The organism is Sorangiineae bacterium MSr12523, from assembly GCA_037157775.1.
Lineage (GTDB): Bacteria > Myxococcota_A > Polyangia > Polyangiales > Polyangiaceae > Pendulispora > Pendulispora brunnea.
This window is the reverse complement of sequence record CP089982.1, coordinates 4183964-4210473: the sequence shown is the minus strand read 5'-3', so window position 1 is coordinate 4210473 and position 26510 is coordinate 4183964. Positions and strand designations below refer to the sequence as shown.

At 65.3% G+C, this 26510-nt stretch carries 1 protein-coding gene; it reads right to left on the bottom strand.

What is annotated here, in order from left to right:
- Nucleotides 1–242 precede the first annotated feature (242 nt).
- On the bottom strand, nt 243–26486 hold the full coding sequence (locus LZC95_16880; GenBank protein WXA98501.1) for an SDR family NAD(P)-dependent oxidoreductase: 26244 nt from the start codon (nt 26484–26486) through the stop codon (nt 243–245).
- Nucleotides 26487–26510: the final 24 nt, after the last annotated feature.

The following is a 26510-nucleotide window of genomic DNA, read 5'->3' as shown; positions in this document are numbered from 1 at the left end:
ATTCGGTAGCGCACGGGATCGGAACGCGTCAACGACTTTGAGAAAACGTTTGCAATGAGTTTACTTACGTTAGTTGCGATGTTCTTCGGGTGGACGGCAATGAGTTCAGGACGAATGAATTGGGTTATTTCGTCCTTAAATTAGACGGACCGTCCAATGACATTGTCGAAAAGGATGTCCTCCGTTCTGGTTACACGGAACGCGCAATTTCATTGAATCGAGAAATCCATGTTTCGAAGTTGTCAGACGCCATTGGCCATGGGCTTGGAGCTGACGAGTTGTCCCCAAATACCGTGCACCACCGCGGCTGCCGGCCGCTCGGATTTCGGTGCCGGCGTTCGGCATTCGACCCTGTGCAACGCCGGAGGCGCCATCGGCGTGCGCGCCGCGTTTGCGGGATCTTTTCGCCATCCCTCGACGATCACGTGTGCATTCGTCCCACCATCGGCGAAGCAGTTGATCGCGATCAACTCGGGCACGTCGCCCGGAGCGCTCAAGGCCCTTGCGAAACGGAAGGGGGATACCGCGAGATCGTAATGGCGCATCGGCTCGCGGGCCGACAGGAATGGCACGCGCTGCCGTCGATGCAACATCAATATACCCTTGATGAAACTTGCAATCCCCTCGGCGCACAATGGATGTCCGATGTTCGGTTTCATCGAGCCCAGTTCGCATGGGGCCCCGCCCCCGGGGCGGTAGACGGATTCGATGGCTTTCAATTCGAGCAGATCGGTCACCTCGGTGCCCGAGCCGTTTACTTCGATATGCCCGACCTGCTCCGGTAGCTTGCCGCTGCGCGCGAGAGCTCTCCGCATGACGGCTTTTTGCGATTCCATGTTCGGGGCGGCCGGTCCGGCGGTGCGGCCGTCGTTGTTGATGGCGATGCCCTTGATGACGCCGTAAATGCAATCGCCATCGCGCTGCGCCCGCTCGAGGGTTTTGAGCCATACCATCCCGGCGCCCTCCCCCAAGACGGTGCCACGCGCGCGCCCGTCGAACAGGTGCATCGCGGCCTCGCGATTCAGGATGCCGCGTCGCTCGAAGAGCTTCAGTGCGTCGTCGCCATGGAGCATGCTCACGCCGCCCACCAGCGCCGAGTCGATTTCGCCGCCGTTCAGCGACTGAATGGCCATGTTCATGGCCACCAAGGCCGATGAGCATGCGGTGTCCACCACCACGCTCGGGCCCCGCAGGTCGAAGAAGCGCGAGATGTTCGCGGCCAGGTAGTTCGCCCCGACGGCCATGATGGGATTTTGCGCGCCGTTCAGGGTGTCGGCATCGGCGACGACCTGACTCCGGGCGCCCAGGTACACGCCAATGGCGCCGCCTTTGATCTCGTCCAGCGTGTATCCGCCGTGGTACCAGAGCGCCAGGCTTTCCTCGAGCGCCAGCAGGGCCTGCGGATCCATGGCGCGCGCATCGGCTTGGGAAATCAGGAAAAAGCCGGGGTCGAAGCGCGTGGCGCCGGCCAGCACCGCGGCATGGTAATGGCTCGAATGCCCCCAGCGCTCCGGCGGAACGCGTCCGATCGCGGAGCGGCCTTCGGCGAGCAGGCGCCAGTACTGCTCGAGATCGTTCGCGCCGGGAAAGCGGCACGAGAGACCGATGACGGCGATGTCCGCGGCGGATGCGATCGATGCGCTGGATGCCGGCGTCGCCTCGATGCGTGGTGGCGTGGCTACGGTCAGGTTCAGGGCGGGCGACGCCGGGGTGGCGGCCGACAAGGCTTCGCCATAACGGCCTACGAGCCAATCGGAAAAGGCCTCGAGGGTCGGGTGCTCGAACAGGACGGACGGATCCACCGCCTCGCCGACGCGCTCGGACACCGGCCGCACCAACTGGGCCAGCATGACGGAGTCGACGCCGTAATCCGGCAGCGGCGTCTGCACGTCGAGCCGTGAGGGATCGAGTTTGAGCTCACGGGCGACGATGTCGATCAGCCAAGCTTGCACCGCCGTCGTGGAGGCCGCAGCGGGCGACACCGCGACAGAATTGGAGAGCGGCGGCTTCGCACGCGGCTCGAGCAGCGCGTCCACGCGCCATCGGGTCGGGTCGACCACCGCAGGCAGGAGCACCGGGCCATGCCCCGGCTCCAGCAGCGCGTCGAGAATGTGCAGACCTTCTGCATCGGTATGGCTGTGAAAGCCGAGGCCTTGGTACACGGGCGTACGGCTCTCGCCCATGCCGCTCTCTTTCCAGCTCGGCCACTGAATGCTCACGATCGGCAGTCGATGGGCGTGCGCCTGCGCCACATAATCCATGTAGGCATTGGCCATCGCATAATCGCTTTGACCGACGGCCAAGGTCGGCACCGCCGCCGAGACCGAGGAGAACAGCGCGAAGAAGCGCAGAGGCTCGTTCGCGAAGCACGCGAGCATCGCGTCGAGCCCCGCAACCTTGGGCTCCAGCACCGCCTCGATGCGCGAGGTGCTCTTGCGCACGAGCGCCGGCTGTTCGGCATCGACGAGCCCCGCCGCATGCAAGACGCCCGCAATGGGACCCAGCGTCTCTTTGACGCTTCGCAGGCTCGCCCGCAATGCCGCCTCGTCCGACAAGGACACCGCGAGCACCTGGACCTGCGCGCCCTCGGCTTCCAGCGCCAGCACCGCGCGGATCTTCTGCGCGACGGGCGTGTTCGCCGACTGCGCGCGGGCCCACTGCTCGCGCGGAGGCAACGCCTCGCGACCGGTGAGCACCACGCGCTTCACGCCCCGTTCACGGACGAAATGCTGCGCGCACCGGTAGCCGATGCCGCGCGTCCCGCCCGTGATCCACAGAACATGGTCGCTCGGAAACGGGGCCGCGACCGCAGGGCGCTGCGGCACCTCGCGAAGAATGGCCCCGTAGCGGCGACCGCCGCGGTAGCACACCTCGATCGACGCGCGCGCTCCACCGCACTCATCCATGATTTGCCCGAGCACCGTCTCTTCGTCGCTGCCCGGCTCCACGTCCACGTGACGCGAGACGACACGCGTGCACTCGCTGGAGAGCATCCGGTACAAGCCCACGCGGTCCGCACCGCCGAGCCGAATGCTCGCGTTTTCGTGCGCCTCCAGTCCGCGGGTCACGCACAACGCCCACGCGCCCTCGCGGGGACCTTCCTCGAGCCACCGTTGCAGGCGGGCCACCCATTGCACATCGTGCACACGGCCCGAGCCGCATCCCACCACATCGATCCAGCCCGCGCAGCGGCTCCAATCGAGGTGCGCCGGCGCCTCGCCTTGCAGCACGTGCACCGTGCTTCCACCGAACCGACGCGCCAATCGATCCGCAAAGCCTCGCGTCTCGGCGTCGCACAGGATGATAACGCCCTTCGGCGCAACCTGCCTCTCGCTCGACGGCATCGGCTCCCAGGCCTTTGCGAGCAGCCGCCGGGCGCGGGAGGATGATGCCGTTTCCTGCTCTGGAATCCAATAGCGCTCCTGAGCAAAGGGATAGCCCGGCAAGGGCATGCGCCGTGGGCGGCCATCCGTGTAGAGCTGCTGCCAATCGAAGGTCAGCCCCTTCGCCCACAGCTCCAGGGCCTTTCCATACTTGCCCTTTTGGAGCCACGCGCCGATGAGCGCCGCCGTGTCTTCATCCGTGTTGAAGCTCGCCAGCGCGTCCTTGTTCCTCTTCACCTCACCGCGGTAGCACTCGTCGGTCTCACCTCGCCGTGCGCTGCCTTCCAAGTACGCGGTCAGCTTCTCGCGCAGCTCGTCGATGCTGCGCGCGGTGAATGCGAGTCGATGGTCCATCGCCTCGCGCCCGATCTGCAACGTGTACGCCATGCTCGGCAGGTCGGCATCGACATACGATTCGCGCGCCACGTGCGCCAGCAGCTGCCGCACCTGCGCGTCCAGACGTTCCTCGGTTTTCGCCGAGAGGACGATCAACGCCGGCTGCGCGGCCGCGAGGGTGCGTTCCGCCGCTTCGTATTCCTCCACGATGACGTGGGCATTGGCGCCCCCCGCACCGAAGGAGGAAATCCCCGCGATGCGCGGGTACTCCCGCCGCACGCCGTCGATCGCGAGAACGGGGCGATTCCACGGTTCGTAGACTTGCTGCACGCGGAACGGGGTACTCTCGAATTCGATGTGCGGGTTCAGCACCTGGGAGTGCAGGCTCGGCGCGAGCATCCGGTGCTTCATCTGCAAAAGCACCTTGGTCAACCCCGCAATGCCGGCCGCGCTCTCCAGGTGGCCGATGTTCGACTTCGCCGATCCAATGGCACAATACTGCTTGTCTTGCGTGTAGCGCGCGAACGCCTGCGTCAATCCCGAGATCTCGATGGGATCGCCCAGGCTGGTTCCCGTTCCGTGCGCCTCGATGTAGCTCACCGCGCGCGGGTTCACCTTCGCCTCGGAAAGCGCCCGCGCGATCATGCGAGCCTGCGCCACCGGATTTGGCACGGTGTAGCCGTTCGTCTTGCCGCCATGATTGATGCTCGTGCCCTTGATCACGGCATAAATGTGGTCGCCGTCGGCCTCGGCCTGCGCGAGAGGCTTGAGCAGCACCGCCCCCACCCCCTCGCCGGGCACGTATCCATCCCCACCGCGGCCAAAGCTTTCGCACCGGCCGGCGCTGGAGGCAAATTGCCCCTGCGACAATGCCAAGTATTTGTTCGGGTGCACGGAAACATTGACCCCACCCGCAATGGCCACTTCGCAATCGCCGGATTTCAGACTCCGTACGGCAAGGTGAATGGCCGTCAGGGAGCTCGAGCACATGGTGTCCACGGCCATGCTGGGTCCATGGAAATTGCAGAAGTACGAGACGCGGTTCGCGATGGATGATGGGCTGCCCGCCAAGGCATGGGCGGGGCCACGCATCTGCGCCTGCGCGCCGTAGAGCTGGTACTCCTCATACATCACGCCGACGAATACGCCGACGTTGCCCTCGCCATCGGCCGTGGGCGACCGTCGCAAGCTTTCGCGCGTGTAGCCTGCGTCCTCCAAGGTTCGATAGACGCATTGCAGGAACAATCGCTCCTGCGGGTCCATGATTTGCGCTTCCTTGGGCGAGACGTTGAAGAAGACCGGGTCGAACTCGTCGACGCCGTCGATGAATCCGCCCCACTTGCTGTAACTCTTGCCGAGCTTTCCCTTCTCGGGGTCGAAGTAGGCAGTGTAATCCCAGCGTGAAGCGGGGATTTCCGTGATGCTGTCCTTGGCCGATTTGAGGTTTTCCCAAAACTCGTGAACGTCCGCCGCTTGGGGATAGCGCCCGCTCAGGCCGATGATGGCGACGTCGAGCGAAGGCGCGACGGATGGAGCGCCGGCATCTTGCCGGCGGTGCGCTGGCATCTTGCCGGCCGGCTGGAAACCGGCGGACCGCCGGCTGGAAGCCGGCGCTCCATGGTCCTTGCGCTCGAATTTCAATTTCGCAAGCAAGGTGTCGCGGTGGCTCTCGAGGAAGTAGTCCGCGAGCACGTCGATGGTTCGATATTGGAACATCAACGTTTTGGAGAGTGGTCCAAACGTCGCCTCCAAGTCGTTCACCAGGCGCAGGGCCAGAATCGAATCGATGCCGTATCGCTCGAGCTCCGCATCGCTCTCGATCCGTTCGGGCGCCAGCTTGAGCGTCGAGGCCAACGCGCGTTTCAGATACTGCACCGTCTTTTGACGCAGCTCACCCCGCCCCACGTCCAACTCGATGACCGGCTTCGCGGCGCGCGCAACCGGCACATCTTCGAGCTTCGGCCGCGCGCCGGCGAGCACGACAACCTGGGATTCGTTGCTGCGCCATGCTTGATACAGCGATGCGATGCCCGCGGCGGTCTCCAGCAGCTCGAGCCCGCGGCGCTGCATCGCCGTCCGCGTGGCGTCGTCCGCGCGCATTCCACCTTCGGCCCATAGAGGCCAATTGATGGACAATGTCCGCCCTCGGCGTTCGCCTCGTCGAATCAATCCATTGCGATGCGCTGCAAATCGATCCAGGAAGGCATTCGCCGTCGCATAGTCGCTTTGCCCCACATTCCCGAGGGCGGCCGAACCGGAGGAGAACAGCATCAGAAAATCCAGCTCGATGTCGCGCGTGGCCCGGTCCAAATGGACCGCACCAAGCACCTTGGGCGCCATCACGGCGCGCAGTTCCTCGGCGCTCTTCTTGATGACGAAGCTGTCCCGGAGGATCCCCGCCGCGTGCACCACACCATCGAGACGCCCGTCGTGCGCGAGAATCTCCTCGATCCCACGCCGCACCGCGACCACATCGGTCACATCCATTTCGCGGTAGCGAACGGCGCCCAGCGCTCGCAGTCGCTCTTCCTGCTCCGCCGTCGGCTTCGAGCGTCCCGCCAGAATGACCCGGGCATTCTCGACCCGGCTCGCAATCTCCTTCGCGAACACCTGCCCCAGGGCGCCCGCGCCGCCGGTGATGAGGTACACACCGCCGTGTTTCCACGGCACGTCCGCCCCTGCAAAGGCGTCTGCCGCCATCGGCTGCAGGCTCGAAACTTCGCGACGTCCGTCGACGTAGCGAACCTCGCCGTCGCTCGGCGCATTCTCGTCCAGGGCCCGTTCGAGCAGCGCTTTCGGCGGCTCGGCCGGAAGGCCGATGACCTGACCGTGGAACAGCGGATTCTCCAACCGTGCGCTCCGAAGCATCCCGCTCAGCGCCCGCAAGGCTCCACCGCCACTGGCCTCGCTCACGAGCACCTGCAACGCAACCGGCCCCCGCGGCGCCGCCGCCAAAACAGCGCGCACCCGCGTTAGCAATTGCTCCGCGATCGCCATCAGCGCGCCGGCGCCCCACGCATCCCCTCCCTCGGGGCGCAGCAACAGGTCCCAGTTTGCTCCCGAATGGCGCGCTCGCAGCTCCGAGACATGCTCCCGGAATGCCTCGTCCACGCAGATCCACCGCTCGCCGTAAACCACCTCCGCGGGGCGTGGTGCTGCACTCTCCCACCGCGGCCGAAGCAGCGAAATGCCTACCTCCGTGGAATCGGCTTCGACCGCGCGCGACGCAAACCCGATCAGCCGGATGCATACGCGCCCGGACTCATCGCAAACATCGATATCCATGCTGCCCGCACGGGGCCGCACGTACACCATGGCGACCGGCGGCGTGCCGGCCAAGACGTCCATCCTCTCCAAGGCAAATGGGAGGGAAAGCCGCTCCGCCGATCCCAGCCCGATGGTCGCTTGCAAGGCGGCGTCCAGCACGCTCGGGTGCACGTGGTACTGCAACGCCGTCGCGCGTACGGATGCAGGCAATTCCACCCGCGCCAAGACGAAGGGGATCCCGTCGGCATGCTTTCCCACTTGCAAGCGGGACAGACCGCGATGGGCCGGACCGAACGCGATACCGGCCGCCGCCACCGCGTCGTACATGCAGTCCACGGCAATGGACCGCGTGATCTCCGCCTCCAAAGCCGCCAGATCTACCCGCGCCTCGTCCGCCTCGAACGACTCCACCCGGCCACGCGCATGGGCCGTATCTTCCGCGTCCGTGTAAACCTCGAACGCGATCGCGCCGCCCTCCTCTTCCCGGTGAAGACGGACATGCACCTCACGACTTTGACCGACGGTCAAAGGTCGCTGCCACACCACGTCCTTCAGCCGCAGAGAGCCCCCGCCCCCCAGCGACTCCATTGCGGCCGCGCGCGCCATCTCCAGGTATGCGACGGCGGGCAGCATCTTCTCGCCGTTGAGCACGTGATCACGAAGGAAAAACTCCGAACCCGTGAACCACGAGCTAAAACGCTGCTCCGTCAGATCCGAGGTATTTCGCTGCACCAATGGATGCAGCACCGACGCCACCGCACCATCGCGCGCATTGCGTGGCACGACCTCGGCCCAATACCGCTCTCGGGCAAAGGGATACGTCGGCACGGAGATTCGCTTTGGCGGATGCTCACCGAACTGCGTCTCCCACCGCAACGAATAACCCTGACAATACAGATCCCCGAGCGCCAAGAGCGATTCGCGGTACGACGCCGCGTCGCCCCGTTGCCGTACAAGCTTCTCGAGCAGCTCGCCGCCGTATTGCACGAACGCCGGCTGCTCGGCAAATTCTCGAGAAACCTTGCCGCGAATCAGTCCGGGATGCTTCTCGCCGGCGGCCATCTTCTCGAGCAACGTCTTCACGTGCTCGCGATCTGCACCGACGAACGCACAACGATGGACGAAGTGCCTTCGATGCACGAGCAGCGTGTGGCTCAATGCCGCCAAAGCCCCTCGGCTCCAATCGCGCCGTTCGTCCTGCAGAATGCTCACGAGATCCCGCGCCCGCTCGGCCAGGGCCTCCTCCGTTTTGGCCGAAAGCGCGAAGAGAAAGGACGGCGCACTCGGGGGCGGCGCCGTTTCCTGCGCAGGCTCGTCATAGCCCTCCACGACCATATGCGCGTTCGTGCCGCTGATCCCGAATGCGCTCACCGCCCCCAAACGCGGCGCCCCTGGCTTTTTCGGCCAAGCCTTGTTCTGCGTATTCACGTAAAACGGGCTTTGCTTCCAATCGATGTAATCGCTCAATCGTTCGCAGTGGAGACTGGCCGGTATCGTTTCATGCTGCAGCGCCTGCACGAGGCTCACCAAGCTCACGAGCCCCGATGCCGCAAAGGTGTGGCCCAGGTTCGACTTGGTGGAGGTCAACGCGCAGAAAGGCTCCTGGGAGCTACCTTTGAATGCCTTGCGGAGCGCCTCGATCTCGACGGGGTCTCCAAGCCGTGTCCCCGTCCCGTGCGTGACGATGTATTCCACGTCGCGGGGAGCGATGCCCACGCGTCGGTACACGTCTTCGATCAGCTCCGTTTGGGCTTCGCCATTGGGCGCCGTCAATCCATTGGTCTTGCCATCGTGGTTGATGCCACTGCCTCGAATGACCGCATGAATCGTGTCGCCATCGGCGCGGGCCTGCGAAAGCCGTTTGAGCACGATCGCCACCACGGCCTCGCCCGGCACCATGCCATTGGCGCGCTCGTCGAACGCGTAGCACTTGCCGTCCGGCGACAACATGCCCGCCTGGCTCATCGACACGTAGCTTTGCGGGGTCAACGTGAGGCTCACCCCCGCCGCAATGGCCATATCGCACTCGCCCGAACGCACGCTCACGCAGGCCTGGTGCGCGGCCACCAAACCCGACGAGCACGCGGTATTGATGGCCATCACGGGCCCGTGCAGATTCAGGAAGTACGAGAGGCGCGCGGCGAGGATCCCATCGTGGTTTGCCGTCGCATGCTCCTCGGTGAGCAAGGACGCATAGTCGCCCTGCTCGACACCGACGAACACACCGATCTTGCGGCGACCCAGCTCCAAGGCGCCGCACCCCGCGTCCTCCAACGCGTGATGGGCCTCTTGCAGTAGCAGGCGCTGACGCGGATCCATGGCTTGCGCTTCGAGTGGCGATATCTCGAAGAACATGGGGTCGAATTCGTCGATTCCCGGTGCCACGCCCAGCCACTTGCTATGGATCTTTCGGGCCTGGTAGTCCGCCCGCCAATCGAATCGCTCGAGCGGGATCTCCTGCACCGCCTCGCGGCCTGCCGAAAGGAGCTGCCATAGCTCCTCGACGTTGCGCGCACCGGGGAAGCGGCCACTCATGCCGACGATGGCCACCGGCTCGATGGCATCCTTGCGTACGGGCGCGGGCAACGCCGGCTGGACGACCGGCCGATGCTCCAACACGGCCCGTGGAGGCGCCTGCGTGCCCTCGGCGTAGTGCCGCTGCAGCACGTCGGCGTGAGCGCCGACGAGATGCGCGGACAACTTCGACAAGGTGCTGTAGCTATAGAAGATCGCGGGCGTAACCTCGATTCCGTAATGCTCGGACAATTGCCGCGCCAATCGTGCGAGGCCGATGGAGTCGATTCCAAATTCCGCCAGGTTCTCCTCGGGATCCAACTTCTCGCGCGACAGCTTGAGCAGCTCCGCGGTGATCTCCTGCAGCTCCCAGAGAACGCATTGCGCGACGGACAATCCTTGCAACTCGGGACGGCGCCGCGTCTCGGAGGCGATCGGAGTGGCCTCGACGGCAACCGTTTCGACGGCGACGGACTGCGGCGCCAATCCCAGCATGCGCTCCACGCCGCCCTTCTGCCCCACGACGACCAGCGCATGCCCGGCGCGCAAAGTGAGGGCCTGCTCGAACAGCTCGATGCCCTCCGCCGCAGCCAACGCACGCTGCCCCGTCGACTTCAAATAGAGCTGCGCGGCAGCCTCGTCCTCCATGTGCATTCCGCCGCCGGTCCACAACGGCCAGCAAATCGCGATGGCTCTCTCGGACGCATACGAGGCATGCGCCAGCTCGAAGCGATTGCCCACCGCATAGTCGCAGGCGCCGAAGTCTCCCAGGATGGCCGACGACGACGAGAAGTAGCAGACGAAGTCCAGCGACCGATCCTGGCAAACCTCCTCCAGCACCAACGTTCCCGCGATCTTCGGCGCCAACACCGCATCGCGGTGACGTGCGTCCGAGTCGAGCACCGTGCCTTGCGCTTGAACACCGGCCGCGTGAATCACTCCATGCAGGGCCCCGAATCGCTCGCGGCCTCGTTCGATCGCGGCGAGCATCTGATCGCTGTCCGTGACATCGACGGCGAAGTACATCGCGCGACCGCCGAGCGACTCCAACGCCTTCAGGCGCGCTTCCTTCGCCGCATCGAGGCTCGATCGACCGACCATCACGAGTTGCGCGGCATACCGCTTCGCAAGGTACTCGGCAAACAGATACCCCAACCCGCCGAGGCCTCCGGTAATCAGATACGTCCCGCCGTGGCGCAACACCGACGCGGACGTCTTCGGTGCGGCAAGAGGGCGCAGACGCAACGCATGCCGGAGCTCTCCCACGTACGACGCGCTCTCGACCTTGCTGGCGAGACCTTCGTCCCAAAGCCGATCCGCCCATCGTGCTATGGCGTCGCCTCGTTCGCGTGTGCCCTGGATCACGGCCAGTCGCACCTCGGGAAGCACCTGCTTCAGCGAGCGCTCGTAGCCAATCCACGACTCGAGGTAACAACGCTCCAGCGCCGATTCGTACTCACCGGCCAACAGGAGAGCCGTTTTTCGAATGCCCGCGGCCTTCAGGCCGCGAATCAGTCGAACGATGGCCTCTTCGTCCCGCAACCGGCACGCATCCTCCAGCGCGCGCAAGTCCCACACCGCATCGATGGGACCGTGGCTTTCGACGATGCGGCCGAATTCCCGTGCGTACGACGCTGCATCCTCCGCGCCCCCCGCGACGAATGCGACCTTCGCGCGGGCACTCCGCCGTGCCACCGCCGCAGCAATCGCCGCCTGACGCTGCGGATCGGAGACGAGCACCACGATGGTGCGCGCCTCGGCATCCATCTTCGGCCGCGGGAGCGCGACAGGCTCCCAATGCTCCGCGAACATCCATCGATCGTCGGTGTCCGCCGGCGACACCGCCGCTTCGATGCGCGCCTCCGTGCTCGCCCGATTCGCCCAATAGCGCTCACGCGCGAAGGGGTACGTGGGAAGCGCAAGCCGCCGCGGCTTCGCCCGACCGTCGCCGTACAACTGCGCCCAGTCGAACGACAGCCCCTTCACCCATAGGCCCAGAAGCTTTGCGTACTTGCCCTTCTCGAGCCACGTGCGAATCAGATTGGCCGCATCCTCGGAATCGAGTTCGGCGAGCGCATCGCGGTTCTTCTTGGCATCTCCAAGATGGAGTTCCTCGACCTCGCTGGCCTTGTCGTCCAGGTAGTCGCGCAGCCTTGCGCGCACGTCGGCAAGGCTCGTGGCGGTGAAGGCCAGCCGCTGCTCCATGGCCTCACGACCCACCTGCAACGTATAGGCAATTGCGGCGAGATCGCTTTCGGCGTAGGCGCAGCTCTCGAAATGCGCCAGCATCCGCTGCGCGTGCGCCCGCAACCGGTCTTCCGTCTTCGCCGAGAGCACGACGAGCGCGGGACGCTCGGACGTGAAGACCGCCGCATCGGCGCCTGCTTCGTTCGGTGCTTCGTATTCCTGCACGATGACGTGCGCATTCGCACCCCCCGCGCCAAACGAGCTAATTCCCGCGATGCGCGCATGCTCCTGACGCACGCCATCGGTCTCGAGGACCGGTCGCGGCCACTCGCTCACGGCCTGCTGGACGCGGAATGGAGTGCGCGCGAAATCGATGTGTGGATTCAGCGCCTCCGAGTGCAGGCTCGGCACCAGCGTTCGGTGCTTCATCTGCAGCAGCACCTTGGTCAACCCCGCAATGCCCGCGGCGCTTTCCAGATGACCGATGTTCGACTTCACCGAGCCGATGGCGCAATACTGCTTGTCTTGCGTGTATCGCTCGAACGCCTGGCTCAATCCCGCAACCTCGATGGGATCGCCGAGCTCCGTGCCCGTCCCATGGGCCTCGATGTAGCTGATGGCACGCGGATCGATGTGCGTCCTGCCGAGGGCCGCCCATACCAGGTCGCGCTGTGCGGCGGGATTCGGGACCGTGTAGCCATTCGTCTTGCCGCCGTGGTTGATGCTGGTGGCTTTGATCACACCGTAAATGGGGTCGCCATCGGCCACGGCCTTCTTCAGGGGCTTGAGCACGACCACGCCAACCCCCTCACCATCGACGAAGCCATCGGCTCGCTCGCCGAAAGCCCGGCATTTGTCGCCACTCGAGAGCATGCTGAGCGCGGACAAATTCATATATTGAACCGGATCGATGATGAGATTGACGCCCCCGGCGAGGGCAACTTCGCATGTTCCGTTCTGGAGGCTCTCCACCGCGAGGTGAATCGCCGTCAAGGAGCTCGAGCAGGCCGTGTCCACGGCCATGCTCGGTCCATTGAAGCCAAATAGGTACGATACGCGGTTTGCGATGGACCAATAGCTGGAGCTCTTGAAATACGTGCTGTTCATCACGCCCGCATAAACGCCCACTGGGCCGCCGGCGCGGAGGGTGGCGGGTGTATGACCGGCATCCTCGATGCTCGCGTAGGCCTCCTGCAGGAACAGCCTCTCCTGCGGGTCCATTTGCTCGGCCTCGAGCGGCGAGATCCGGAAGAACAGCGGATCGAAGCGGTCCACGTCCTCGATGAATCCGCCCCACTTGCTATAGGCCTTTCCCGCCGTGCCCTTTCGCGGATCGAAATAGGCGCGGTGGTCCCATCGCTCGGAGGGGATCTCGCGAATGCAATTCCGGCCCGCTTTCAGGTTCTCCCAGAGTGCGTGAACGGAGTCGGCCTCGGGATAGCGTCCACTCAAGCCGATGATGGCGATATCCCGCTTCTCCATCGCGGGCGCCGGGCTCGGGTCCCGCTCGGCCACGATGGAAGGCGCACGTCGCGGCACGGTCCGGAATGTGGGGACCGCCTCTTTGGCGCGGGCCGCGGTATCGTCCACGCCCGCCCAGCGCGCCACCTCGGCGCGATGGCTTCGAAGGAGATGGTCGGCCAACAGTGCGATCGTGCCGTGCTCGAAGAACAGCGTGCTGGAGATCTCCGGCACGAATCGACTCAAGGCATTGGTCATCTGCACGACGAGGATCGAATCGATCCCATACCGCTCGAACGATTCGTGTGCCTGAATCTGCGCCAAAGGCGTCATCAGGGTTTCACTGACCAATCGCCGCAGCGCGGAAATCGTCCGCTCACGAAGCGGCCCCGGATCGACACTCGCACTCGGCGGCGGCGCGGGAGGTACGACCGGCGCTTCGACGACGCGGCGTACGGCCCCTTGGGTCGGCGACAATGGGGTCGCCTGGCGAATCACACCGTCGCTCTGCGCCACGATGATCTGCTGCCCATACGCACGGGCCGTGCGCGCGGGGAAAAGAACGGGGGCGAACCCCTCGGACTGCAGCACACGCTGCCAGGTTTCCGGCGACAAGGCCGGCGATCCCGGAATGCGCAGCGCTCCGTCCTCATAGAGCCACCACCCTTCCAGAAGGCCGAAGGTCAGGTGTGCAAAGACGCTCACCTCGGAGAGCTCGTTGATCAGCACTATGCCGCCACGCTTCAGCGCCGCCTTCGCATTGCGCAGCGTGCGGCAGACGTTGCGTGTCGCGTGCAGCACGTTCGTGCCAATCACCACGTCGTAGGCGCCCGGCTCGATCTTCTGACCTTCGAGCGGCTTTTCGACGTTGAACATCCGGTACGTCAGGTACGGTGTCGTGGGCCCGAAGGTGTTCTGCGCATGGATGAGAAACGCCCTCGAGATATCCGTGTAGCAATACTCGGCCATGGCATCGGACACGGGCCTCAGGTGCCGGAAGACGGTTTCGCTGGTGCCGCCGGTGCCCGCGCCAATCTCGAGGATTCGAATCTTCGCGGCGGGATCGTGCTCGCGCCGCTCCTGCACCCACTCCACCACGACGTCGGCGAGGACCTCGTTGAAGTAGTCCGCCACCGGATTGTGTTTGTAAACGCCTTGCACCTGCTCCAGAGACGAATTGGGAAAGATCACGTCCGTGGCCGGCCGCTGCCCACGAAGAATCGGCGGCAGTGCGCGCAGGGTCAGTTCAACCAGGTTGACCTGAGCGCGCAGGCTCGGTTCGTTCAGCCAGGCGCCCTTGCGCGCATCCCATTCCGACCACAGGGCAGCGTTGTCGAGCACCCGTGGACCGTTCAGGCCCGCGCGGCTCAGAAGGCGCAGGCTTTGCTCGAGCCAGCGCTCGTACATCGCGGGCAGCCCGACCTTGGACTTCCAGGCTTCGACGGAAAGCCGCTCCTCGACGAAGAGGCCCAACGACTGCAATTGGCTGAACATCAGCCGCAGCATCAGCCCATCGAATTCGCGCGCGAGGTCCTGATTCGGTATCGCCGAGAGCGTGCGACGGCTCTCCCGCGCGAGATGGATCGCGGGCAGCGCTTCTCGGGCGACGTCGATCCGCTCGGAGAGCGCCAGCAGATGACCCGCCGGCAAGGTTCGACCGGTGAGCGCGTCGGGCCGGGTGGTCTTCATGAACACCACCTGATTCACCGGTGCCGATAGCAGGCGCTCCAGCGCCGCCATGCCTTCGCCCGGCTCGATCGAGCCGATGCCCATCCGCGCCATCCGCTCTCGGTAGGCGGGCGAGGCCACGATCCCGATGCTGCCCCAGTATCCCCAATTCATCACCTTGACGGGGCACGGCCAGGACTGCGCGAGCTGCTGGGCAAAGGCGTCTTTGAAGGTGCAGCCCGCCGCATAATTGCTTTGCCCGGGCCCCTTCGAGAAGGTTTGGAGCGAGGAAAAGAACAGGACCCAATCGAGCCGCTCCTGGCCGAATACCTGCGCCAGGCGCACGCTCACGTCCACCTTCGCCGAGAGCGCCGCCCGGAACCTCGCCTCGTCCATCTGGGCGAGGCTCTTGTCCAGCAGCGCAATCGCCGCGTGCACCACGCCGTGGATCGCTCCGTGGCGCGCGCGGATGCTTTGGTACGCGCGCTCCAGGGCATCACGGTCGCCGGCGTCGACGCTCACGTACGTCGGCGCGGGCCCCAGCGCGCCCAGCCGATCGAGCTTGCCTTGAAGCTCCGCGTCCAACCCTCGCCGGCCGATCCACACCAACTGCGCGCGATGATTCCGAATCAGGTGTTCGCTGAAGACTTCGCCGAGGCCGCCCGCCCCACCGAGGATCACGTATACGCCGCCCTGCCGATAGCCCGTGGTGGTGGCGTCGGGCAGCTCGGATGGTACGAGCCGCTGCCGGTACCACTGGCCTGCGCGGTACGCCCAAGGGTCGCCGTGCGGATCCGCGGGCACCCGCAAAAGCTCGTCCAGCGGCCACTCCGCGCCCAGCGGCAAATCGACGAGTCGCACCTTCCAGTGCGCGTACTCTTTGGCCAGCGACCCCAAAAGGCCTGCGATGCTCGCGTGGGTCAATGCCGTGGGCTCGTCGGAATCGATGCGCTGGGTTTGCCAGGTCACCACGGTCCAACCGAGCTTTCGCGATTCGTACCCGCGTCGGAGCAGCGCTTTGATCAGGCGAAAGCCCGCGAGCACGCCGGTATCCTGCTCGCGGATCAAGCGCTCGTCGCCGAGCGGACGCACCGGGGACATCGGGGCGATCCACACCACGTGATCCACGACATCGCCGCTGCCGATGCGCTCGACCAACGTGTCGATCGACTCGGTCCCCGTCCACTCGAGGCACTGTACGTGCGCGAAGCGCTCGCGGAGGGCGCGTTGTTGCTCGGCCGTGCCCCCCGCAAGCAAGACACGGGCGCTCGCCTCCGGCCAAGACTCGCCTTGCGCCGAGGGCTCCACGTCCCAGCACGGGATCCAATCCAGCGCGCTCGCCTCGCGCTCAGGTTCGCGCGATTCGCGCGTTTCAGGCGCACGTTGGAGCGCGCGCTCCAGCGGCCGCCCCGTCAGGCCTTTCAGCCGAGCGCAGATCTGGCCCTGCTCATCGCAAATATCGATATCCAACTTGCGCGGAGCAACTCCACCCCCCTCGGGCCCGCTGGCTCGCAAGTACGCGTACGCGCGCGCCGGGCTGGGGCCAAAGATCTCGAGCTCGTCCAGCGCAAAAGGCATGATCGGTTTGCTCGACGCGCTTTCCTCCGCCAACGTCCACGCGATGGAGGCCTGCAGTGCGCCGTCCAGCACACTCGGGTGCAGCACGAAGCCATCGCCCGCGGTTTCCGGCAGGTTCAACTCCGCCAGCGCATAGGGCTCCCCGGACGCACCGCGTCCCACGCGCACCCCCTCGAGGGCACGCTGCGAAGGACCGTGCTCGACTCCACGCGCAACCCAGCCCGCATAGCAGCTCGCAGCATCGACGCGGTCCTGGCAGCGGGCCCGCAGGTCCTCGAGATCCAGACGCTCCCCGCCGCCCTCCTCCACGAATGCGCGGCCCTGCCCGTGAACCATACGCGCATCATCCGCTTCGCTGTAGACCTGGTACTCGATCGCGCCCTGCTCGTTCGCCTGCAAGGCGAGGTGCACGCGGCGCGGTTCGTTCACCACCATGGGCGACTGCCACACCACGTTTTTCAAGCGCACACGCGCACGCTCTGAGGGCTCCGCGGAGGCCAGCACCGCCGCCCGCGCCATTTCCAGGTAACAGACCCCTGGCAGCACCTTCGCCCCGCTCACCACGTGATCGCGAAGGAACGACTCCTCCCCGCTCCACTCGGTGGTGAAGCGCTGCTCGCGCAACGTCGAGGTGTTCGCCTGCAGCAGCGGATGCAGCACGCGCCCCGACTCCCGTGCGCTCTCACGCGAGCGAACCCAATACCGCTCCCGCGCAAACGGATACGTCGGCAGCGAAACGCGCGAATAGCCATCGCCCGCGAAAAGCCGCTCGAAGTCCAGTCGATGCCCCTGCGTATACAGCTCCGCCACCACCGCCAGACGCTCGACGGCGTCGTGTGCCCCTCGGCGGTAGGCCTCGATGCAATCGTTCCCCCGGCGCAGCAGCGCATCGTTTGGCGCTATTTCCTTGTCGCCGAGAACCCCCGTAACGACACCAGCCGCGCGCCCCTTTTCCAACCACGCCTTCAAACGCGTCGTCAGCTCGTGGGTGCTGGCCGCAACGCAGGCGAGGCGATGGGCCTGGTGCTTTCGGCCCACCAGGAGCGTGTATCCGACGTTGCCGGCATCGAGGGCCGGTTCCCCTTCGCAACGACGCACCAAACGGCGAACCTGTTCTTCGAGTTGCCCCGAAGTGGCGGCCGAGAGGACGACCAGGTACGCCGGGCGCCGCACATGCGTGCGCTCGTTGGTCGGAGCCTCCTCGATGACCAGATGCGCATTCGTGCCGCTGAAGCCGAAGGAGCTCACCGCCGCGCAACGCTTCGTGTCCGCGGGCACATCCCAGGATCGGAGTGCCGTGTTCACGTAGAATGGGCTGTTGCCGAAATCGATATGCGAATTGCCCTTTCGGAAATGCAACGACGGCGGAAGCTGCCGGTGCTTCAGCGCCAGGAGAACCTTGAGGACGCCGGCCACCCCCGCGGCCATCAGCGCGTGCCCGATGTTCGTCTTGATCGAGCCAATGGCGCAGTAATTCTTCTTGTCGGTGTCGCGACGGAAGGCTTGCGTCAGTGCGCGGAACTCGATGGGATCACCCAGCTTCGTGCCCGTTCCATGGGCTTCGACGAGCTGGATCTCCTCAGGGTGAATGCCGAACGTCTCGTAGACCTGACGCTCCAAGCGCTCCTGCGAAATGGCGCTGGGCGCGGTGATTCCGTTGGTGGTGCCGTCCTGATTGATCCCCGTGCCGCGAATCACCGCGTGGATGGAGTCGCCATCCGCCAAGGCATCGCGGAGGCGCTTGAGCACGACCACGCCCACGCCCTCGCCGGGCACGAAGCCGTCGGCGCTGTCGTCGAAGGTGTTGCATCGCCCGGTCGGTGACAACATGTCCGCATTGCGGCTCGAGGCGAAGAAGCCCCCGGTGCTATGCGCCACGACACCGCCGGCCAAGGCCATGTCCGTTTCCCCACCCCACAAGCCCTGGCAGGCCAAGTGAATGGCCACCAACGAACTGGAGCACGCCGTGTCCACGGCAATGGCCGGGCCTTGCAGGTTCAGATAATACGAAATACGCGCCGGCGTGATCGAGCCCGCATTGCCCCAAAAGGCCTGCGCGGGCACCTCACCGTCGAACAGCTTCGAATAGTCACCGGCGGCCGCTCCCACGTAGACGCCGAAACGACGGCCGCCGACGGTGCCGCCCGCGTACCCGGCGTCCTCCAACGCCTTCCAGGACTCCTCCAGGAACAGTCGCTGCTGAGGGTCCATGTACGTGGCTTCGACGCCGGAAATGCTGAAAAACATGGGGTCGAAGCGATCGATCTCGGAGAGGAAGCCCCCACGCCGGCCCGCCAGTCCACGCTCTTTTGGACCGCTCGGCACGCTCCAGCGGGAGGCGTCGCTGATGAGGTCATGGCCCTGTGCGAGGTGCTCCCAGAGTTGGTCCACGTCGTCCGATTGCGGGTACCGGCCGCTCATACCGATGATGGCGATCGGCTCACGCGGGCCGTGCGAAACGGCAACGGGCGCGCGCGGGGCCGGCCGAACGACGGGAACGGCAGCCGCGGGGGCGAGCTTCGCGCCCAGCACGGCGCCGTGCTCGGAGACGAGGTACGCGGCAAGCTTGTTGACCGATGGATGGTCGAACAGCGTCGTCGTTTGCAGCTCGATCCCCAAGGCGTCCGAGATCGCACGCGCCGTCTGGACGCCCATGATGGAGTCCAATCCGTAGTCGGCAAACGATTCGTCGGAATCGATTTCGCCCGCGGACACCTTCAACGATTCCGAAAGCCGCTCGACAATCGTCCGCTTGACCAACTCCAACACGGCCTGCTCGGAGGGGGGCTTCGGTGCCGCGGGCGCAGCGACTGGCGCCGCGGGCGCAGCGACCGGCGCCGCCGGCGCCAGCTTCTCGGCAAGGGCAGATGCATGCTCCGACAGCAGATGCGCCGCAAGCTTGTTGACCGAGGGATAGTCGAACAGGGTCGTCGTTTGCAGCTCGATCCCCAAGGCATCCGAAATCGCCCGCGCCGTTTGGACCCCCATGATGGAATCCAGTCCGTAATCGGCAAAGGACTCATCCGCGTCAATTTCGTCCGCCGGCACCTTCAACGACTCGGAAAGGCACACGACAATCGTTCGTTTGACGATACTCGCCACGGCCTCGTCGTTTCGACGGGTCGCGGGCTTCTTCTGCAAGGCGCGGCTCGTCAGGGCCTTCAGGCGTGCGCACACGCGACCTTGCTCGTCGCATACGTCGATATCGAGTTTCGTATCGCCGCTCGGCCGCACGTACGCGTACGCGTGCACGGGACTTGGCCCGAGAACCTCCAGTTCATCCAAGGCAAAGGGCAGCATCGGTGCGCTCTGCTCTCCCGGCTCGTGAAGCGTCCACGCAATCGACGCTTGCAAGGCGCCATCGAGCACGCTCGGATGCAGCACGTACCGATCGCGCGTTTCGCTCACCGAATCGGGCAGCTTCAATTCCGCCAACGCGTAGCGCGCGCCCGAGGCCTCGCGCCCCATGCCCACGCCCTGCAGCGCGCGGTGCGCGGGGCCATATTCCACACCGCGTGCACTCCAGGCCGCGTAGCATCTCGAGGCATCGACCCGATCCTGGCAGCGCGCGCGCAACCCCGAAAGGTCGAGACGCTCTTCGAGCCCCTCCTCCGCCATCGGCCAAGCACGGCCCTGCGCGTGGATCACCCGTCCGCCCTCGGCCTCGGTGTACACCTCGAAGTCGTTCGCCTGCCATTGCACGTGCACGCGAATCGGCGCGCTCACGCGGATCGGCGCAAGCCACACCACGTTCTTCATGCGCACGCGCACGGCGCCCGCGGCCGCGCGCACCATCTCCAGATAGGAGACCCCAGGCAGCACCTTCGCGCCGGCCACCACGTGATCGCGAAGGAAAAACTCGTCCCCGCTCAATTCGGCATCGCATACGGTCGGCACCGCGCTCGCCTTGGGGGCGGTCTTCGACTCCAACCAATACCGGTCCCGCGCAAACGGGTACGTCGGCAGCGACATTCGCTTCGGCCGGTCGGCGCCATACAGCCGTTCCCACTCGAAGGACAGCCCTTTGACCCACAGATCCAAAAGCTTTGCGTGTTGGCCTCGCTGCACCCATTCCTCGATGGTCCGCGCGAAGCTCGGGTCCGCGGTCAGGTCCGATAGGACCTTCCGATTCTTCTTCACCTCTCCGCGGAACACTCCTTCGACGTCACGGGCCTCCAGGTACGCGCCAAGCTTGCCTTTCAGCTCGCCCAAGCTCGTCGCGGTGAGCGCAAGCCGATGATCCATGGCCTGCCGGCCCACCTGCAGTGTATAGGCGACCCGGCCGAGATCCGCCTCGGCCAGCGTTTCCGCGTTCTCGAGCAGCTGACGGGCCTGTGCCTGCAGGCGCTCCTCGTTCCGAGCCGATAGCACCACCAGGGCCGGGTGCTCGAGCTTCGCCGCGCGATCCAACGGCTCCGTGTCGAGGTATTCCGAAATCACGACATGCGCGTTCGCCCCGCCGAAGCCAAACGACGAAACGCCCGCCCGCCGCGGCAACTCGCGCCCATCGGGCCCGCGCCGCGCGCGCCAGGGCTCGTTGGCCCCTACGATATAGAATGGGCTTTTCTCGAGCTTGATGTACGGATTGATCTCTTCACTATGTAGACTCTTCACCAACGTGCGGTGCTTGATCTGCAAGAGCACCTTGATGACCCCGGCGACCCCCGCCGCAACCTCCAGGTGGCCGATGTTCGTCTTCACCGACGCGATACCGCAATAGGGCTCCTCGACCGCCGGCGCCCCCTCGGACATTTCGGCGAATGCCGTTTTCAGCGCATTGATTTCAATCGGATCACCCAAAGGCGTTCCCGTTCCGTGCGCCTCGATGTACGTCACCGTACGCGGGTCGATGTTCCCTTCGCGCAAGGCTGTCTTGATCAGATCCGCCTGCGCGCGCGGGTTCGGCGCGGTCAGCGAATTTGCGCGCCCGCCGTGATTTTCCGCACTTCCATCGAATAGGCCATAGATATGGTCCCCATCCCGCTCGGCGGCCGAAAGCCTCTTGAGCAGCAGAATCCCAACCCCTTCCCCGCGGGCGTAACCATTCGCATGCTTCGAGAAGGTCTTGGAGCGACCGTCCTCCGAAAGCATACCGGCTTTGCTGAAGCTAATATGGTAATCCGGCCGGACGATGGTGTAGATGCCACCGGTGATGGCCAGCTCGCATTCTCCATCCCGCAGGCACCGCAGCGCGCGGTGAATGGCAATCAGCGAGGCGGAGCACGCGGTGTCGATCGGTTCGCTGGGGCCGTGAAAATCGAAAAAGTAGCTGACGCGATTGGGCCCGACGCAGGGAATTCGGCCGGTGGAGGATAGGCTCTCGATGATCGTCGAGCTCAAGTCCGCCGTCGGGATGTAGTCATTCGCCTGCAGCCCCACCAAGACGGCCGTTTTGGTCCCGGCCAGGCGCGCCGGAGCGTAGCCCGCGTCCTCGATCGCACGCCAGACATGGGTCATGAGCAGCCGCTGCTGCGGATCCATGTACTCCGCCTCTTTCGGCGAGATACCGAAGAACAGCGGGTCGAACTCCTCGATGCCATCGATGAAGCCTCCCCACTTCACCCGCGTTCGATTCCCCTGCGGCCCGGGATCGCCGTAAATGGCTTTCCAATCCCAACGGCTCGGGGGGATTTCCGAAATGCAATCCCGGCCGTTGACCAGATTGTCCCAGAATTCCTCGGCATTCTTCGCCTTGGGGAAGCAGCAGCTCATGCCAATGATGGCAATCGGCTCGCGCCCCGGCGAAACATCGACGGCGGGCCCGGGCGCCGGCCTGTCCACTTCGACGTCGTCATGCTGCAGCCCCGCCATCTCGGCCACGCGTTCACGATGCTCTTTCAGCAGGTGCTCGGAGAACCGCCGCAATGACGAATGCTCGAAAAAGATCGTCGGCATCAACTCCAGCCGGTAGCGCTCGTTCAGCTGATTGGTCAGCTCCGTGAGCCCGATCGAGTCGAATCCCAAGTTCCCGAGATCGTCGTCCAACCCGATCTCCACCGACGGATCCTTGAGGAGTCCGGCCACCATCTCTTTCAGGGCGCCCTCGAGCGCACCAGCCAATTGGGCGTGGCTCGGGCCCTCGGTGTTTCGCGGCGCGGGCTGCGGGCGTGGGGCCGCATCGTATTGCGTGGGGCTTCCCGAAACGACGACCAATTGCGAGGGACCTTGCCATCGCGTCAGGACCGACAGACCGTCGGCCGTGGACAGCGGCACGAGACCGCCGCGGCGCAACCGGGTCATCACCGCGTCGTCCACCGTCATGCCACCGTCCGCCCACAATGGCCAATTGACCGAGAGCGTCTGACCACGTCGCTCGCCCTCGTCCACGAGCCAATTCCTGTAGGTCGCATAGCCATCCAGGAACGCATTGGCCACCGCGTAATCCGCCTGGCCCACGTTTCCGTAGGCCCCTGCGATGGAGGAAAAGAGAATCAGAAAGTCCAAATCGACGTTTCGCGTGGCCTCGTCGAGGTTCAGAAGGCCATGCACCTTCGGGGCGAACACGCGGCGCAAGGCTTCGTCGGTTTTCGTTGCCAGCAAGCCATCGTGGAGCACACCGGCGCAATGAAAAATGCCATTCAGCGCCCCGTGCTTTTCCATGCACCGAGCGACGAGCTGGCGCACGGCATGGGAATCCGCGACGTCCACTTGGTGGTACTCCACCGCCGCGCCAAGCGCTTCGATGCGCGCGATATCGGCCTGCTTCTCGCGTGTCAGCGCCGTGCGCCCGCAGAATACGAGCTTCGTGCCATGGGTCTGCCGAGCCATTGCCTCGGCGACGATCCGTCCGAGACCGCCTGCCCCGCCCGTGATGAGGTACACGCCGCCGTCGCGCCACGGATAGGCCGTTTCCACCGCAACGCCGATTTCGGCCAGGTGCTTCACTTCGCGCGCGCCATCGCGGTAACGCACCTCGACGGCATCGCCCTCGCGTGCGAGCTCGGAGAGCCATTCGGCCACGTCGCCCGGCGGCGCGGCGGGCGAAACCTGAATGCACTGCGTGACGAGCTTTGGATTCTCCAGCCCCGCCGTCTTCAACAGCGCCGAAAGCGCCGCCAAGCACACGCTGGGATCCGTTTCGCCCTCCGCCCCCACGAGCAATTGCACCAACACGGATTGCGACGGTCGCGACCGCAGAATTCTCTGCAAGGCCACCACGAGCTCGATGGCATCGCGCTCGAAGCGTTCGGCCAGCGCGCCATGCGCCCCCAACCGCGCGCACACCGTCGCATCGGGAAGCGCGGCGCGAATCGACTCCCACTGCCCCTCGTCGAAGGAGCCGACGACCAGCACGTGGTGCTCCGCATAATGCCCATTTGCCGGCGCGCGATTCACGCTATTCGCCGCCGGACGCCATTCCGGCGTGAGCAGCCGCAGCGCGGACGGAGCCGGCTCGTTCTTCCGCGCCGCCGCACGCGATGTGAAGCCCTGAAGCTCGACGCACACGCGACCGGCATCGTCGCAAAGCGCGATGTCCAAGCGCTGGTTCGCGTCCGCCGGCCCGCTTCCCTCGCTGAATCGCACCCAAGCCCAGACATGGGCCGGGCAACGACGGACGAACCGCGCTTCGCCCAGCGAAAACGGAATCATCAACTGCGGGCGGCCCGAATTCGCTGTTCCCGTCAGCAGCGGAAACAGCATCGTCGTTTGACCGGCCGCGTCCAACAGACTCGGATGCAGGTAGAACGCCTCGTGCGACGCGCGAAGCGTCTCGGGTAGCTCGATGCGCGCGAGAATCTCCGGAAGACCGCGCATGCCCTTCCCCACCCTCACGGAGGCCAGCGCACGATGGCCCTTGCCGTAACGAATGCCCATCGCGTCGAACAGCTCGTAACAATGGGCCGGCGAAGAAAACTCGTCCCGGCACCGCGCGCGCAGCGCGTCCAGATCGACCGCGCCCGCGGAAGGTTCACCCCCGACGAGAACGCGCCCCTGGCTGCACGGCACAGGCTCGTTGCGATCGGTGACAATGCGTAGCTCGAAGCGCAGATCGCCCTCCGCGCGCCGCTCGAATTGAAGGCGAACGTCCTGCGGCGTATCCACGGCCAGCTGCCGTAAAAACGTCACATGGGTGATGCGCGGCGAGCCCGCAAGCTGCTGAACGGCCGCATGCACCATTTCCAGGTGCGCGACCCCCGGCAGCACCTTCCGCCCGTGAACGACGTGATCCGCCAAGAAAAACTCGTCGCCCGTGAAGGAAGACTCGAAAGCCCATCGCTCGCCCTCGGAGCGATTCGTGTGCAGCAGCGGGTGCCGCGAAGGCGTTTGCGCCGCAAGGTGGCGACCCGTCTCCACCCAATAGCGCTTTCGCTCGAAGGGATACGTCGGCAAGCGCACCCGCCGAGGTTCCGCACCGTCGTACGCCTTCGACCAGTCGACGTCCGCGCCCCGCACCCAGCCCTCGAGCAGCGGCTCCCAGTCCCGCGCTTTCAGGTGCGCATCCAGCGTTGCCTCGGCCGACGCCTTCTTCTTCTCCGCAACGCCTTCCCGATGCACCGCGCGCAGCGCTTCTCCGGCGCCGAACGCGCGCAAGCTCTCCACGAGCTGCTCGCGGTCTTCCGCGATCATCCCAAAACGATGCGGCATCGCCTGCCGCCCCATTTGCAGCGTATACGCGACATCTGCCAATTCCAGATTCGCACCGTCGCCGCTCAGGAACGCCGCAAGCTGCCGCGCCCTCTCCACGAGCGCCGTTCGCGTCTTCGCCGACAGCACGATGGCGTGCGGAGCCGGCGCATCACGGCCCGCCTCCGGCCCGAGATATTCCTCGAGCACGACGTGCGCATTGACACCGCCAAATCCAAACGAGCTCACCCCGGCCCTTCGCGGGATCGGCGCGCCATTCAACTCGGGATCCCACGCCCTTGAAGCGTCGGTGATGTAAAACGGCGTTCCCTCCAGCTCGATCAACGAATTCAGCGTGCGGAAATTCAGCGTCGCCGGCAGCGTCCTGTGGCGCATGCACTCCAGCACCTTGATCACGCCGGCGATGCCCGCCGCGGCCTCCAGATGGCCGATGTTCGTCTTGACCGATCCCAACCCGCACGCCGTCCAATTGGCGAGGGTGCCGCCCGTTTTCTTCGCCAGCCGCTCGAACGCCGTTTGCAGACCGTGAATCTCGATGGGATCGCCGAGCGGCGTACCCGTTCCGTGCGTCTCGATGTAGCTCACCGTCTCGGGAGGCACACCCGAGTCCGAAATCACGTGCTCGATGAGGTCCGCTTGCGCGGTGGCATTGGTCGCCGTCAGCGAATTGGTTCGCCCGCCGTGGTTCGAGCCGATTGCCTTGATGATGCCATGAATCGCATCGCCGTCGCGGCGCGCCAGGTCGACCGGCTTCAAAAGCAGGATGCCGCCGCCCTCACCGCGCACGTAGCCATTGGCCGAAGCGTCGAACGTTTTGCAGCTCCCATCGCGCGAGAGCATGCCGTTGCGCGTGAAGGCCACGTAATGGTTCATGCTCCAGCAGACATTCACCCCGCCCGCCAACGCCAAGGTGCAGTCGCCCCGGCGCAATGCCTCCACGGCCTGTTGAATGGCCACCAACGAGCTCGCGCACGCCGTGTCGTTCACCACACTCGCCCCGCGGAAATCGAAGAAGTGCGAAATGCGGTTGGCGATGATCGAATACGCGATGCCCGTCGAGTAATAGCTGTCGATGGGCGCCGATTCCTGCTCGTGGATCTCGACGTAGTCCGAGTGGCACACCCCCATGAAGACGGCGGTGTGCGTGCCCGCGAGGCTGGCCGCGCTGTAGCCGGCATCCTCGATGGCCGCCCAGGCCAGCTCCAGAGCCATGCGCTGCTGCGGGTCCATGGACGAGGCCTCGCGCGCGGAAATGCCGAAGAATGCCGCATCGAAGCCATCTGCGTCCTCGATGAAGCCGCCCCAGTATTGGGATACGTCGCCCCCCGCGCCCGAAGGCCGCCGGCGCTCGGGCATGGTCGCGATGGCGGTCTTGCCTGCGCTCAAATTATTCCAGAGCTCCGCCGGATCCTGAGCCCCGGGAAAGCGCCCCGCGACGCCGATGATGGCGATGTCGACGTTGCCTGAGACGGACTTACGAAGCGACGAATCCCTGTTCTCGTCCATGACCAATCACAATCCCTTGTCGTT

Coding starts and splice junctions, on each gene's coding strand:
- LZC95_16880 (WXA98501.1), bottom strand. CDS start 26,486: ATGGACGAGAACAGGGATTCGTCGCTTCGTAAGTCCGTCTCAGGCAAC.